The 14,012-nt window shown below is 63.4% G+C and carries 13 protein-coding genes; 7 read left to right on the forward strand and 6 right to left on the reverse strand.

The window, feature by feature from the left end; all coding sequences use genetic code 11:
• Nucleotides 1-62 precede the first annotated feature (62 nt).
• The 4 genes from HAV22_RS28540 (at nucleotide 63) to HAV22_RS28555 (ending at nucleotide 5,162) form a co-directional block, all read left to right on the forward strand.
• Complete coding sequence (locus tag HAV22_RS28540) at nucleotides 63-2,111, forward strand: TonB-dependent receptor plug domain-containing protein (RefSeq protein WP_229421484.1); 2,049 nt, start codon at nucleotides 63-65, stop codon at nucleotides 2,109-2,111.
• Nucleotides 2,112-2,122: 11 nt separating this feature from the next.
• Nucleotides 2,123-2,602, forward strand: a complete 480-nt coding sequence (locus tag HAV22_RS28545; RefSeq protein ID WP_166864472.1) for a YfiR family protein — start codon at nucleotides 2,123-2,125, stop codon at nucleotides 2,600-2,602.
• Complete coding sequence (locus tag HAV22_RS28550; RefSeq protein ID WP_166864475.1) at nucleotides 2,599-4,464, forward strand: putative bifunctional diguanylate cyclase/phosphodiesterase; 1,866 nt, start codon at nucleotides 2,599-2,601, stop codon at nucleotides 4,462-4,464. Before HAV22_RS28545 ends, HAV22_RS28550 begins: the two co-directional genes overlap by 4 nt.
• A 116-nt stretch (nucleotides 4,465-4,580) precedes the next feature.
• Nucleotides 4,581-5,162 carry a DJ-1/PfpI family protein gene (locus tag HAV22_RS28555; protein ID WP_166864477.1) on the forward strand — a complete coding sequence of 194 codons (582 nt, stop codon included), beginning with the start codon at nucleotides 4,581-4,583 and terminating at the stop codon, nucleotides 5,160-5,162.
• Between the two features lie 21 nt (nucleotides 5,163-5,183).
• Here the strand turns inward: HAV22_RS28555 and HAV22_RS28560 are convergent, their stop codons facing one another.
• Together HAV22_RS28560 and HAV22_RS31740 are read right to left on the reverse strand one after the other, a co-directional pair.
• The gene (locus tag HAV22_RS28560; protein WP_166864480.1) at nucleotides 5,184-7,181 is read right to left on the reverse strand and encodes an alpha/beta hydrolase family protein; all 1,998 of its coding nucleotides are present in this window, start codon (nucleotides 7,179-7,181) and stop codon (nucleotides 5,184-5,186) included.
• A gap of 92 nt (nucleotides 7,182-7,273) precedes the next feature.
• The gene (locus HAV22_RS31740) at nucleotides 7,274-8,593 is read right to left on the reverse strand and encodes a GGDEF domain-containing protein (protein ID WP_166864483.1); all 1,320 of its coding nucleotides are present in this window, start codon (nucleotides 8,591-8,593) and stop codon (nucleotides 7,274-7,276) included.
• Nucleotides 8,594-8,813: 220 nt separating this feature from the next.
• Here HAV22_RS31740 and HAV22_RS30925 point away from each other — a divergent pair, with 220 nt between their 5' ends.
• Nucleotides 8,814-9,035, forward strand: a complete 222-nt coding sequence (locus HAV22_RS30925; RefSeq protein ID WP_208296410.1) for a hypothetical protein — start codon at nucleotides 8,814-8,816, stop codon at nucleotides 9,033-9,035.
• A 69-nt stretch (nucleotides 9,036-9,104) separates the two neighbouring features.
• On the opposite strand, the gene HAV22_RS28575 is transcribed toward HAV22_RS30925, so the two are convergent.
• The gene (locus HAV22_RS28575) at nucleotides 9,105-9,626 is read right to left on the reverse strand and encodes a DUF1579 domain-containing protein (RefSeq protein WP_166864486.1); all 522 of its coding nucleotides are present in this window, start codon (nucleotides 9,624-9,626) and stop codon (nucleotides 9,105-9,107) included.
• A gap of 10 nt (nucleotides 9,627-9,636) precedes the next feature.
• Nucleotides 9,637-10,359 (reverse strand): NIPSNAP family protein, encoded by a 723-nt coding sequence (locus HAV22_RS28580; RefSeq protein ID WP_166864489.1) that lies wholly within the window; start codon nucleotides 10,357-10,359, stop codon nucleotides 9,637-9,639.
• A gap of 81 nt (nucleotides 10,360-10,440) precedes the next feature.
• Between HAV22_RS28580 and HAV22_RS28585 the strand changes: the two genes are divergently transcribed.
• A complete protein-coding gene (locus HAV22_RS28585; RefSeq protein WP_166864492.1) occupies nucleotides 10,441-11,406 on the forward strand; it encodes a helix-turn-helix transcriptional regulator in 966 nt (321 codons plus the stop codon).
• Nucleotides 11,407-11,461: 55 nt separating this feature from the next.
• Here HAV22_RS28585 and HAV22_RS30930 read toward each other — a convergent pair whose 3' ends face one another.
• The gene (locus HAV22_RS30930; protein WP_208296411.1) at nucleotides 11,462-11,845 is read right to left on the reverse strand and encodes a hypothetical protein; all 384 of its coding nucleotides are present in this window, start codon (nucleotides 11,843-11,845) and stop codon (nucleotides 11,462-11,464) included.
• A 992-nt stretch (nucleotides 11,846-12,837) separates the two neighbouring features.
• Between HAV22_RS30930 and HAV22_RS31580 the strand changes: the two genes are divergently transcribed.
• The gene (locus HAV22_RS31580; RefSeq protein ID WP_371869771.1) at nucleotides 12,838-13,164 is read left to right on the forward strand and encodes a tyrosine-type recombinase/integrase; all 327 of its coding nucleotides are present in this window, start codon (nucleotides 12,838-12,840) and stop codon (nucleotides 13,162-13,164) included.
• A gap of 37 nt (nucleotides 13,165-13,201) precedes the next feature.
• Here HAV22_RS31580 and HAV22_RS28600 read toward each other — a convergent pair whose 3' ends face one another.
• Nucleotides 13,202-13,525 (reverse strand): hypothetical protein, encoded by a 324-nt coding sequence (locus tag HAV22_RS28600; RefSeq protein WP_166864501.1) that lies wholly within the window; start codon nucleotides 13,523-13,525, stop codon nucleotides 13,202-13,204.
• Nucleotides 13,526-14,012 lie beyond the last annotated feature (487 nt).

Genomic DNA, 14,012 nt, shown 5'->3' on the forward strand with positions numbered 1-14,012 from the left:
ATAAGTGATTATTTGAAACAATTTGAAGGAGACGTGCCGTTACCGACGGCCGGCGTCATCCCATGTCCGAACGCATCCCGCCGCACGCCGCCGTCCTGCCCCTCCTCGCCTGCACGCTCCAGTTGACCTGCGCCCATGCGGCGCCGGGCCCGGCCGGGACGGATACGCCCGCGGACGGCGCGGGCGACATCCGCACGCTGAGCACCATCCCGCTGGAAGACCTGATGCAGATGCGAGTGGTGACGGCCGCGTCGAAATTCGCCCAGCCGATCAGCGACGCGCCGTCGTCCGTGGTCGTGCTGACGGCCGCGGACATCCGCGACTTCGGCTGGCGCACGCTGGCCGACGCGCTGGCCACGCTGCCCGGCCTGTACGTGACGAACGACCGCAACTACGCCTACCTGGGCGCGCGCGGCTTCCTCCGTCCGGGCGACTACAACAGCCGCTTCCTGCTGCTCGTCGACGGCGTGCGCGTCAACGACGCCGTGTACGACCAGGCCCTCATCGGCACCGAAGGGCTGCTCGACATGGACATGGTCAAGCGCATCGAATTCGTGCCCGGTCCCGGCTCGGCCGTGTATGGGTCGAACGCGCTGTTCGGCGTGATCAACGTCGTCACCCGCGACGGCAGCGGCCTGTCCGGCGTGCGAGGCACTGTTGCCGCCGGTACGCAGGGCGAGCGCAAGGCGCGCACGAGCTACGGCTGGCACGGACAGAACGGCGCCGACGTGCTCCTGTCCGCCAGCGCGTATCACCGCACGGGCCGCGACCTGTACTTCCCAGAATTTGACAAGGCCGACTCGCCCGGCACCAACAACGGCGTGGCCAAGGGCCTCGACTGGGACCGCGCCCAGAATTTCCTCGTCAAGGGCAGCTTCGGCGGCGTGACGCTGTCGGCCAGCCACGTGGCGCGCACCAAGGGTGTGCCGACGGGCTCTTTCGGCGCCGTGTTCGGCATGCCGGACCAGACGCGCGACACGCAGACGAGCATCGGCCTCACGTGGAGCGCCCAGGTCGCGCCCGCGCTGGCGCTCGCGGCCCAGCTGCACTCGGGCCAGGCCGATTACGTGGGCGCGGGGTGGTATCCGGACGAGGCCGGCGCACCCTCCCTGAACATCGACGGCGCCCACGCGCGCTGGTACGGCGCCGGCGTGACCGCCACGCTGACGAACCTGCCGCACCAGAAGATCGTGCTCGGCGCCGAACTGGGCCGCGACGCGCGCCGCGACCAGTACAACTACAACGCCCAGCCATACAAACGGATCCTGGACGACCATCGCGAGGCCAGACGCAGCGCCGCGTTCGTGGAAGACGAGATCCGCCTGCCGGCGGGCTTCCTCGTCAACGCGGGCGTGCGCTTCGACGACCACGAGACGCCCGACGTGCACCGCTACAGCCCGCGCGTCGCGGTCGTGTACAAGGCGACGACGTCCGACACCGTGAAGCTGATCGCGGGCAGCGCGTTCCGCGCGCCCAACGCGTATGAGATGTACTACGCGACGCAAGGCTCGAGCGGCCAGGTCGCGAACCCGAACCTCCAGCCGGAACGCGTGGCGACGCGCGAGCTGATGCTGGAACACGTTCTTTCCGGCGGCGGCCATGCGACCCTGTCGCTGTTCCGCAGCGAGGTGAGCGACCTGATCAGCCAGCAGCCCGTGAACGCGAGCGGCATGCTTATTTTCCGCAACATCGACCATGCCGACGCCCGCGGCCTCGAGGCGGCGCTCGACCGCGACTTCGGTCCCGTGCGCCTGCGCGCGAGCTATTCGTGGCAGCTGGCGCACGGCACGGACGGCGCCGCCATGATCGATTCCCCGCGCCACCTCGCCAAGGCCAACCTCACGGCGCCGCTGGGCTGGCGCGGCGGCCGCATTGGCGCGGAACTGCAGTGCAGCGGCAAACGCATGGCCGACGAGGGCACGGCCGGCGGTTATTGCGTAGCCAACGTCACGGTCTCCGCGCTGGAACTGCTGCCGCGCACCGAGCTGTCGCTGAGCGCATACAACGCGACGGACAAGCGCTACGCCGACATCGCCGGCCCCGCCTTCATCCAGCCGGCGCTCGCGCGCGAAGGCCGGACGCTGGCGGCGAAACTGGACTGGCGATTCTGACCGTGGTCCGCATGCTCACCGTCCTCGCGCTGACCGCCGGCCTCGGGCTGGCGGCAAACGCATGCCTGGCGCAGGTCGATGGCGTGGACCTGAAGGCGGCCTACATCTTCAACTTCGCCCTGTTCACGACCTGGCCGGACGGGAATGCGAAGGCGCCGCTCGTCGTGTGCGCGAGCCCCGACAATGCGCTGTGGCCCCGCCTGCAGGCGCTGAACGGCAAGCCCGTCAACGGCCGGCCCTGGACCCTGACCGACCTCGCGCACCCGAAGGCGCAGCGCTGCGACATCGCCGTGCTGGCGCGCACGGTGGAACGTCCCGCGCTGCCGACCATGGGCACGCTGGTCGTGCGCGACGGCGCCGGCAGCAAGGCCGCGATCACGCTCGTCGAGGACGACGAGCACATCCGCTTCGACATCGACACGCAGGAAGCGGCCAGGAACGGCCTGCGCTTTTCCTCGCACCTGCTGCGCCTCGCGAGGAACGTGCTATGAACCCGACCGCCGCACGACGCCCCGGGGACCTGAGCCGCATGGTCGGCCTCGGCCAGCTGCTGGCCGCGGCGGCCGCGCTCGGCGTCGCCTGCTGCATCCTGCTCGCCTACCAGTTCGTCGCGCTGCGCCGCAGCCTGACGGACGACCTCACGGTGCAGGCGGCGATCATCGCCGACAACGTGGCGGCCACCCTGATGTTCCGCGACCAGGACGCCGCGCACGAGATGCTGCGCTCGTTCCGCCACTCGTCGTTCCTCGCGGCCGCCACCGTGTACGACCGCCAGGACGTGGAATTCGCCGCGTACCGCAACGGCGCCGTTGACGAGACGCCGCCGCTGCTGCGCGACTGGACGCTGTTCGCGCCGCTGTCGGTGGCGCGGCCGGTCCGCTACCGCGGCATGACGCTGGGCCGCGTCGTGCTGACGGCGGACACGGTCGGCATCCGCAACGGCCTGCTGCGCTACGGCGCCCTGCTCGCGCTGGCCTCGCTGGGCGCGCTGGTGACGACGTCGCTGCTCACGCGCCGCTCCAAGGCGCGCATGCGCCAGGCCGAAGCGCAGCTGAAGCACCTCGCCTATACCGACACCGTGACCGACCTGCCGAACCGCCGCTGCACGTACGAGGCACTGGAACTCGAGATCGCGCTGCTCGCCGAGGCAGGCGGCCGCGTGGGCCTGCTGCTGATCGACCTCGACAACTTCAAGGTCGTTAACGACACGGCCGGCCACGCGGCCGGCGACCACCTGCTGCGCCAGGTCGCGAGCCGGCTGCGCTCAACGGCGCGCCCCAGCGACCGCATCGGCCGCATCGGCGGTGACGAATTCGCCGTGATCGTCGCACCGCTGGACGATCCGGACGAACTGGAACGCGTGGGCCGGCGCATCGTCGCCGCGCTGCGCGAGCCGCTGCAGGTCGAGGGCATGGAAGTGAGGCCCACGGCCAGCATCGGCGCCTGCGTGTTGCCGGACGACGCGCGCACGATGAGCGAGCTGCTCAGCAATACCGACGCCGCGCTGTACCGCGCCAAGGCCAACGGCCGCGACACGTTGGCCGTGTTCGAGCGCGAGATGATCGTCGCCACGCAGCGGCGCGCGCGCTTGGAACGCGACCTGCGCCGCCACCTCGACGCGGGCCTGCTGGAACTGTGCTACCAGCCGCAATTCGCCTGCGGGTCGCGCAAGATGGTCGGCGTGGAAGCGCTGCTGCGCTGGCCCCATCCGGAGCAGGGCTATATCTCGCCGGCCGAATTCATTCCCGTCGCCGAGGAAACGGGGCTGATCGTCGAGATCGGCAAGTGGGTGCTGGAGCGCGCCTGCATGGACGCCGTCGCCCTGCACCGCCAGACCGGCACCTGGCTCAGCATGGCGGTGAACGTCTCCGCGCGCCAGCTGCGCGACAAGGACTTCATCGGCGTCGTCGAACGCGCGCTGCTCGCCACGGGCATGCCGGCCGACCGGCTGGAGCTGGAGCTCACGGAAAGCATGCTGATGGAAGACCTGGACGGCGCCGTCGACTTCATGCACAACGTACGCGCGCTGGGCGTGCGCCTGTCGATCGACGACTTCGGCACCGGCTACTCGTCGCTCGCCTACCTGCAGACCTTCCCGATCAACCACCTCAAGATCGACCGCAGCTTCGTCCGCCTGCTGCCCACGTCCGGCACGACGATCGCCGGCGCAGTGATCGCCCTCGCCCACGGCTTCAACCTGACCGTGGTCGCGGAAGGCGTCGAGGAGCCCGAGCAGTTCGACTGGCTGCGCCAGGCCGGCTGCGACTACGTGCAGGGCTACCTGCTGGCGCGCCCGCTGCCCCTGGCGGCACTGCGCGCGCGCGTGCTCGAGGAACGGGTGCCGGCTGCGTGAGCGGTCCGCCCCGGGCAACGAAGCGTGCCCAAAATCAAGCCTTACGAGCCCGGCGCGACGATGGTATCTTTGTCGAGGTCATTCCGACACCCCAGGGAACCTCGAAGGAGAATACGATGGCAGCGAAGAAGATCCTGTTGTTGACCGGCGATTTTGCGGAAGATTACGAGACCATGGTGCCGTTCCAGACGCTGCAGGCGGTGGGCCACACCGTGCATGCCGTTTGCCCCGGCAAGAAGAAGGGCGACAAGGTCAAGACCGCGATCCACGATTTCGAAGGCGACCAGACCTACACCGAAAAGCCCGGCCACCAGTTCGCGCTGAACGCCGATTTCGCCGAGGCGAACGCCGACGACTACGACGCCCTCGTCATCGCGGGCGGCCGCGCCCCGGAATACCTGCGTCTCGACCCGCAGGTCATCGCGCTCGTGCGCGGCTTCGCGCACGCCGACAAGCCCATCGCCGCCGTCTGCCACGGCGCCCAGGTGCTGGCGGCGGCCGACGTCATCCGCGGCAAGCGCGTGTCCGCGTATCCCGCGTGCGCGCCGGAAGTCCGGCTGGCGGGCGGCGACTATGCAGACATCGCGGTCGACGCGGCCGTCACGGACGGCAACCTCGTCACCGCCCCGGCCTGGCCCGCGCATCCGCAGTGGATGGCGCAATTCCTCAAGCGGCTCGGGACGGAGATCGCGCTGTAACGAAGCCGCCCGCGGCGGCGCTCAGTCCGCCGCGTGCGCCAGGTTCTTGTCGAGGAAGGCGTCGACGCGCTTCCAGAAGTCGATGCTGTCCTCCTCCCGGCGCCAGCCGTGGCCCTCTTCGGGATACACGACGTATTCGACGTTGGCATTCGTTTTCCTGACGGCGTCATGCATCTTGGTCGCGTGCACGACAGGCACGCGGCGGTCGTGGGCGCCGTGGGCCATCAGTAGCGGCCGGCGGATGCGGGTGGCCTGCGCCAGCGGCGACACGTCGTCGAACGCGGACGGATCCTTGAGCGGGTCACCGATCAGCGTCTTCATGTCGTACCGGAGCGCATCCTGGGACGCGTCGCTCTCGACGTCCGTGAACATCAGCTTGATGTCCGACACGCCCGCCCACTCGACACCGGCGCGGAAGACGTCCGGATTGCGCGCAAGGCCCATCAGCGTCGCGTAGCCGCCATAGCTGGCGCCCATGATGCCGATACGCTTGGGATCGGCCCACCCCTGCTTGACGGCCCAGGCCGCGGCGTCGGCGAGGTCGTCCTGCATCGTCCGGCCCCACTGCTGCCAGCCGGCGCGGAAGTGCGCGCTGCCGAACCCCGTGCTGCCGCGGAATTCCGGCTGCAGCACGACGTAGCCGCGCGACGCCAGGAACTGCGCCTCGGCGTCCCACTCCCACGATCCGCCCCGCACGTACGGGCCGCCGTGCACGAGCACGATGGCGGGACGCGGTCCGGCGGCCTTGTCCGGCGGCATGGTCACGTAGACAGGAATCTGCAGGCCGTCGCGCGCCGCATAGTGCAGGAAGTCGCGCTTGCCCATCTGCTTGCGGTCGATGGCCTGGTGGGTGCTGCCCAGCCCGATGATATGGCCATCCGCAGGTGTGTACAGGTAATAGGCAGGCGGCAGGCGGTCGGACTTGGACGTGACGACGACGGCGGCCGGCTCGCGGCAGTCCCGTGGGCACGTGACGCGGTTGCCGGCGCCCGGCAACAGGGCGTCGACCTTCTTCTGGATCGCCTGCATGGCCGGGTCGATCCAGGCCGTGGAAGCGGCATCGGACACGAAATGCACGCCGAGGATTTTCTTGTTGGCTAAATCCTGCTCGACACTGCCCGTGAAATCGAAGCCGTCGATGTCGACGAACGGCTCCTTGTCGAGGGTCTTCTTGTCCAGGTCGAAGGTGAACAGGGCCGTCCGTCCCTTGTAGCCGGCGCGCACGTACAGTGTGTTCCGGTTGTCGAACATCAGCGGATCGAAGATCTCGTCCTGGAGGCAATCGCGGTTACTGATCTCGCTCCACGGCCCCTGCTGGCCCTTCCGGTAATAGACGATGCACCGCCCTTTGCCCCGCGTGACGGCCACGCGCGGCTGGTCGGCCGCGTCGAACAGCCAATCCCGGACGAGCTCCGGCTGCGGTCCCGTGAGCATGTCGGTCAGCACGCGCGTGCGCGTGTTGAGGCGGAACGGATGGATCGCCTGCGGTTGCTGGTCGATGTTGTTCCAGCTGAGCTTGCCGACGATGATGTCGTCCGAACCGTCGTGCGTCACGTCCATGAACATATAGTCGGCCGTCAGCACCCGGTCCTTGATGAACGAACCCGTCGTTTCCTGTTTATGGTCCCAGTGGCCGGAGATCAGGTGCGTCAGGTTGGCACCGTCGCGGTCGACGGCGATCTGGTCGTCGTTGCCTTCGAACTCGATTTGCGTGTTCTTCAACGTCAACGTGAGCCGTTGATCGTTGATCCATTCGATATGCCGCAGGCGCAGGCTGTCGAACCTGGCGACAACGGTGACCTTCTCCAGGTTCGCCGTCTCCCGAACAACGAGTGCCTGCTTGCTGTCACTCAAACGGTTCAGCAGTGCGACATAGCGCCCGCTGGGCGACAGCGTCACGAAACTGACGTCGGGATGGGCGAAGAAACTCTCGACGGGAGGACGGTCAGCGGCATGCGCGCACGTGTGTACGGCAAGCAGTGCCACGGCCGTGAACATGGACAACAGGTGACGGTTCATCAGAAGAATTATCGGTTTGATAATTCTATATGGTTGCTCCGCCAACAACTTTTGTCAATAGGAAATTTCTGATCCTGCGCGCGACGTGGCCATCAAGCCGCAGTGGCAGCCACGGTCAGCTCGCCCGGGATATGGGCGCACACGCGGTCGCGGCCGCTCCGCTTGGCGCGATACAGTTCCTCGTCGGCATTCTTGATGACGACGCCGACTTCGTCGTATTCATGATGCTGGGCGACGCCGAACGAGGCCGTCACGCGCAACCCTGCGGGCCACGTGTGGTGGTGCAGCGCGTGGCGCAGGTTCTCCGCCAGGATCTTCCCCTGGTACACATTGGTCATCGGGCAGACGATCAGGAATTCCTCGCCGCCCCAGCGCACGAGCCGGTCGGACGAGCGGATGCCGGATGCGATGACGTTGGCGAATTTGCGGAGCACGTCGTCGCCCACGTCATGGCCATGCGTGTCGTTGATGGACTTGAAATGGTCGATGTCGATGAAGATCACGGCCATCGGATCGGCCAGCAGGCTCGATGTGCTCATCAGCGCCGCGCGCAAGCCTTGCCGGTTCAGCACGCCGGTGAGCGGATCGATATACGCCTGCCCCGCCAGGTCGCGCGCTTCGAGTTCCAGCGCCTTGTTGACGGTACTGAGCAGTTCGATGGCCGCCTCGCTGTCCTTGAGCTGTCCGCGCAGCGAGAGCGTGAGTACGGCCAGCCAGCCGACGGCGCACGCGACCCACGCGCCCACCAGCCACAGCAGCAGGGTATCCCGGCTGATCAACTTGCCGTGCAGGCGCAGGCTGTGCACGGTCAGGATACGCTCGCCTTCGCCGCCGCCGAAATTGGACAGCAGATCGAGGTACACGATGTTGTCGAGGTTGACGATGGAATGTTCGATCGGCGGTTTCGCCATCTCCTTCCACCATTGCGCCACGACGAACCAGTTCATCGGGATCACCATGTGGCCGTTGGACGGCAGGTCGAGCGATTCGACTTGTTCGACCTTGTACGATTGCCACGTGTCGAACCGGGTGTACCCCTCCTCCACCTCGGACACGACGACACCGAATTTCATTGGGCGCGGCCCGGCATACGTCGCATCCACGATCATGTAATCGAAGCGCGACATATCGATGCCCTTGGCGCCCTTCAGGAAATCGAAACTCAGCTTGCAGTGGGGCCAGTCGATCTTCTTGTCGAGGCGGCAATGCATGACGAGATCCTGCCCCTTGCGCTCGACCCATCCCTGCGAAGCGCCGCCTTCGGCCCGGTCGTCCGTGACTTTCACGGGAAAATGACCAGCGCCCAACTCGAGCACTTCCTCCATGCCAACGTGTTGCCAGACGAGCAACGCGATCGTCAACAGCAGCAGGCCGCCAAACACATAGCGGGCGTGCCCCAGAAGACGGGCCACAGGCTGGAGCGAGGATGCAGCAGAAGAGGCCGACATGATTGGTTAACGTAAATATTCATTGCGATATATCAAGATACCTTACCGTTTCGGTGCGTGCAATACGACAGCGACCGTTTGTTTCTGTTTTGTTGCCTTTTAGTAGGGCAGACCTGCTACGGAACGGTGCATTCATTAACAACCGCGTAACCTGTACGTTTCGACCACGCGGGGAAGCGGAGTCATGCAAAATGAGCCATTCGACGTCGACATCGCGCTCGACCGCATCGAGGAAGCCGTCCGTTCGTGGCCCAAGGCAGCCTTATTCCAATTGTCGGACGAAGGATATATGTCGACGTTCGAGCAGCTGCTGGCCTGCATCATCTCGATCCGCACGTATGACGAGGTGACGCTGCCCGTGTCGCGCAGGCTGTTCGCGCGCGCCCGTACGCCGGCGGCCAGCTGACCTGGGTGCCGTTCGGGAAGCACATCTGTACGGGGACCCGGCCGCGGTGTTCGACGTGTCCTGTGCTGGTCATGTGTGCGCAGATCGGCGTGACGGATCATCGCTGCGTTCGAAGTCCATGATCCAGTTCGTTTCCCATGTCGCACCGCCGTCCGCGGAAAACGCCTGCTGCCAACGGGCGCTCGCGGCGGTGATGTCCGTCCAGAGGAAGCGCACGCGGATCGGCTTGCCGTCCAGGGTGTCGTCGGCGAAAAAGGTACCGGAACCGCCCGCGAAGGCGCCGACGACCGCGGTGCCGAGGTCGTGGGGATGGCGGCTGTCGAGCCACCAGATGGACCAGCGCCGCGTGGACGGATCGTAGGCGCGGATCGAGGACGCACGATACGTCCCGGACGGCAGCGCCAGCACGTTGTCGTCGACGTTCGCCTGGCCGTCCAGGATCGGTCGCATGGTACATGTCCCGTCAAACACATCCCACTCGTCGCATCCGGCAAGCCGTTCCTTCAGGCGCCGATGGTGGACGACCCAGTGGCCGACGAGGAAATCGAAATCGGATCGGCCGTCATGGTGGTCATGGTTGTATGCGTTCATGGCGGGATCCTCATGCGTGGATGGCCGAGCGGGCGGTCTGGGCAAGCCGCATGGCGTGCGGCGTTTTCGCCAGCCACGGCGATAACGCCGGCGCCGCGTCGCGCTGCCAACTGCCGCCGGCCACGAACGCGTCGTGGCTCGCCTGGTCCTCGAACACCGCCACCCCGACGAGGACGTGTTCGCCTTCCCGCACGGGCAGCCTGGGGAAATTGTTCGGACTGTGTTCGGTGACATACCAGCCTTGTGCCAGCGCTTGTGCGCGCCGGAGTGTAGGCGCCATATGCTCGCGACAGAAGTCGAGCAGTGCCGGGCCGGCTGCCTCGCGGAGGCTGAACACGGTGACGTCGACGAGCCCCTTGGGCGCCGCCCTTCTCCCGGGACCGACCGCGAGGCCGGCGCCGTGCCACGCCGGCCGCAGCAGCAGGACATCGTCGGAGTCGACCATCGTCGCGTTCGCCGCATCGCGGTGGGCCGCCCATATCGAGCCGCCATAAAACCCCCGCAGGCCATGCGCGCGCGACGCCATGTCGGCAAAGCCGCGCAGCCAGACGAAGCGATCGGGATCGTCCAGATCGCGGAACTGTCCCATCACGCGCATGCCCTCCCTTTCCTGCGATTCGATGAACTCGCGGTCGAACAGTTCGACCAGCACGTCGCGTTGCCGCGGATGCAGCGTGTACTGGCGCAGCTCGACGACCTGCGGATCGTTCGGTGGCGGATATTCATAAGTCATGACGCTCTCCTCGTTAAGTTCGGGGTCATCACAGTATCGAATACAATATCTGCCATCTGATGTCATATATTCCGCCCGACCATGCGTGCCAGCCGGCTGCTCTCCATTCAGATGATGCTCGAGACGCGCGGCCCGATGAGCGCCACCGAGCTGGCCGATGCGCTGGAGATTTCGGTCCGCACGCTGCACCGCGACATCGACCAGCTCACCGCGGCGGGCGTGCCGATCTACGCGGAACGCGGCCGCACGGGCGGATTCCGCCTGCTCGACGGCTGGAACACGCGCCTGACCGGCCTGACACCCGCGGAAGCGCAAGTCGTGTTCCTCAGCGGCCTGGCCGGCCCCGCAGCCGACCTCGGCCTCGACAAGCCGCTGCAGGGCGCACGGCTCAAGCTGCTCACGTCATTGCCGGCCGCATCGCGTGCGGAAGCGCAGAAGATGCAGTCGCGCTTCCATCTCGACCCCGTCGACTGGTACCGCGAGGCGGATGCGGTGCCGCACCTGGCGACCGTCGCCGACGCCGTCTGGTCGGAACGGCAACTGAGCATGTCGTATGAAAGCTGGCGCGATGAAGTCGAGCGGGTCGTGCATCCGCTGGGTCTCGTGCTGAAGGCTGGGGCCTGGTATCTCGTTGCGGCATCGGATGGCAAGCCGCGCACGTATCGGGTCTCGAACATCAAACGCGCCGCAATGCTGGAGTCGCGCGCGCGGCGGCCGGCGCGGTTTGATCTGGCGCGGTATTGGGCGGAGTCCGTCGCGCGGTTCGAGTCGGAGCTTTATACGGATTATGCGGATGTGCTGGCCACCCCAAGCGGGCTCAAGCAGTTGCGGTACCTGAATGCGGCGGTGGCGCGGGCCGTGGCGGAGGCGCGGCCTTCGCGGCGCAAGGATGGGCGAGTGGCGGTGCGGGTTCCCATCGAGTCGGTCGAGCATGGCGCCGGGCAGTTGTTGCGGCTGGCGCCGGAGGTGGAGGTGACGGGGCCGGGGAGACTTAAGAGAGCGATAGTCTCCCGGCTTCAACACGTATCGATATTGTACGGTTGCTGACCAGCTTGAGCAAAACGAGCCGAGTAATTTCAACGCCGTTTGGCCCAACAGACGTTCAGCGTAAAGACACTACTGCAGGGTCATCAATGACGCAAAACATTTTGCCGTTACGGGAAACCTGCAACGTTCCAAGCACTAAAATATAACTGCCGGAAAAGTCCTCTTCCTCGTCCAAACGAAACCGCTCCATGATCTCTTGCTTATGCTCTAGCGGCAAACAAAAACTCATCTCAGCGCGACCGCCGCTGTTCAACCACAGAACTCCGTCGGTGCCATCCCGCGCATCTGTTAGCTGTCCCCAATAACCTCTGAACTGCCCCGTATACTGAGGGGTTACGTTGCTCAAATGTACGAAGAAATCCCGGGCCAGAAGCTCAGGCTGATCATTGACCGCGATGAGTTGATCAGAGTAACGGAAATTAGGTGCGGTGACCAACATCCGAAGTAAGGTACTCAGGCGCCGATGCATCTGCGCTGCACGGGGTCCACCTTCACCAATATATCGGCCGCCGCGCGGGCGTCTCGGACCTCGTTCATTTTGGTCCAAGTGCACTTCGCCACCTTGCCCACCGAACGCTAGCTCAACAACAATTCTGTCACCGGGATTAAAGGCTTCGTCCTGATCATCCCCGACACCGGGCAATCTGATCTCATTATCAGCCGCCGCCAGGACACAGCCGTCTTCATGTGGACGTGCTCCAAAGCAGGCGCCGCGTCCACTTCGCGAAGCCTTTCGGAAAAAAGCCGGGAAACCGCATGCTTCACAGACCAGGTGCCTCCGCTTCCGCTCTAACTGAAGAGCCGTGAGACTTGAAAATTCTACTGCAGTATATGTATGTCCGTCGTCGGTGCAAATTGCCGTGTCCATATGTCCAATCCAAAGTTGGAGTAGCCGATTTTGCACAACAGAAACGAATATGTAAACACCTAAATATTGATCTAAATCAACATAACCGAATCTAGCATTTGCACGCTTGCAGTGCGTACTGACCGGTACTGCTCAATTAAAGAGTCGACCGCCAAAACTCTTTCAAACGCCAGGACCGTGGCGGAGCCGTGTCGAGGCGCCAATACATTGTCTACTGAATTATGCGCAGGACTGTTCGTGTTGGGAATCTCGTATTACACAAAAGGTAATCTCTAGGATTTGCTTTTCATTTTAGTTAACTTACTTGTTTCATCAGAATTCAGGTAATACTGAGTTACGCTTGGATAACTTCAGGTAAGTCCGCCAACGCTGGGCCTGGCTGAGTTCGCAGGCGCTCCATAGAGGCAAGATAAAGCTTGTCAAGGTCTGGGGGATCTCCAAGGTCGACAACGCGCCATCTATATCCTCTCGAGTTAAGAGCAGAACTTGGTTCCGCAACAGATAGTCGTCGTCTAGGACGACCTGTCTTTTTCGCGAAAACCAAATCCGGCAAAGTACGCTCTGTGCCCATACGAGAGGAATTAGAAAAAGCAATCTTTGATCATTTCGACGCACATGGAACGGGAGAAAGGGTATTTGGCTACGCATTCTCAGCATTCCGAGAAGGTCTCGACCGCGCAAAAATCACCTTGCCAGATGGGCAACTTACCCACTCATTACGACATTCTTTCGCAAGCCACTTTATGATGCACGGTGGAAATATAATTGCGCTGCAGAGAATATTAGGACACGCAAGTCTGACAATGACTATGCGATACGCGCATTTAGCTCCAGAGCACCTTCAAGAAGTAAAGAACTTAAATCCGATAGCTCTTCGTGAAACTGCATAAAGTAAGAAAATTTATTTTTATTTTCTGACACACCTAATTAAATCTGCCACATATTCGCGGTAGGATCGAATTTTTCTTCATAATCACAAATCGCATGTATTTTGCATATCTTAGATAGATCACCTAGTTGCAAAACATAATCTGTCGAATGATTATCAGCCGCTGGCGGCTCAAGACCATTTGAGACCAATTCCGCCCTAACATTCTCGACGTCAAAGAGACGAGCTCGGCCAAACAAAAACCGATACTCAGACTGGTAAGCATACCCACTCACTTTCGTCATAGCAATTCGGTCTGGCAAAGCCCACTCAATTCCTGATGGCTCATCAAATGCCCGATAGGCCACTGGTCCCTGCAACATCTTGAATTTTCTGGTTGAGACTCGATTACGTAACGCGGAGCGTAGTTTCGCTGCAAATATATCGGGTCGTACAATCTCAATACAGACATCAGACTTGAACTCAAGGGCCAACTTAGTAGAATTTATCTGACTTGCACAAAAGATAAACATCTCCTTAGTCTGCACTATCGTCCGAAAGTGCATGTCGAGTCTCTGAAACGCTCCGGCCGTATGGTTGTTTATCACGAGTCCGCCGCCGGGCTTATAGACGTGTGCTCCTTCAAACCTGTCACCACGGACTTGATCAGCTTCATAAGCTTGGTAGTACGCTAATGTTCTGAAGAGGACTTTCCCTTCAATAAACGCTTGCAGGTACTTAGATGTTTAGTTTCGTGCGATCATCTTCCCCGTCGTAGCTGGCCTTTGTTCCGCGCAAAGGCTATGCTGGGCGACTTGATTGCTGGATTCAGCAGTCCCGGCATTCAACCGCAACAGGAGCAGTTCGCAG

The sequence above is a fragment of the Telluria antibiotica genome (assembly GCF_011682055.1).
In the GTDB taxonomy this organism is placed as follows: Bacteria; Pseudomonadota; Gammaproteobacteria; order Burkholderiales; family Burkholderiaceae_D; genus Telluria; species Telluria antibiotica.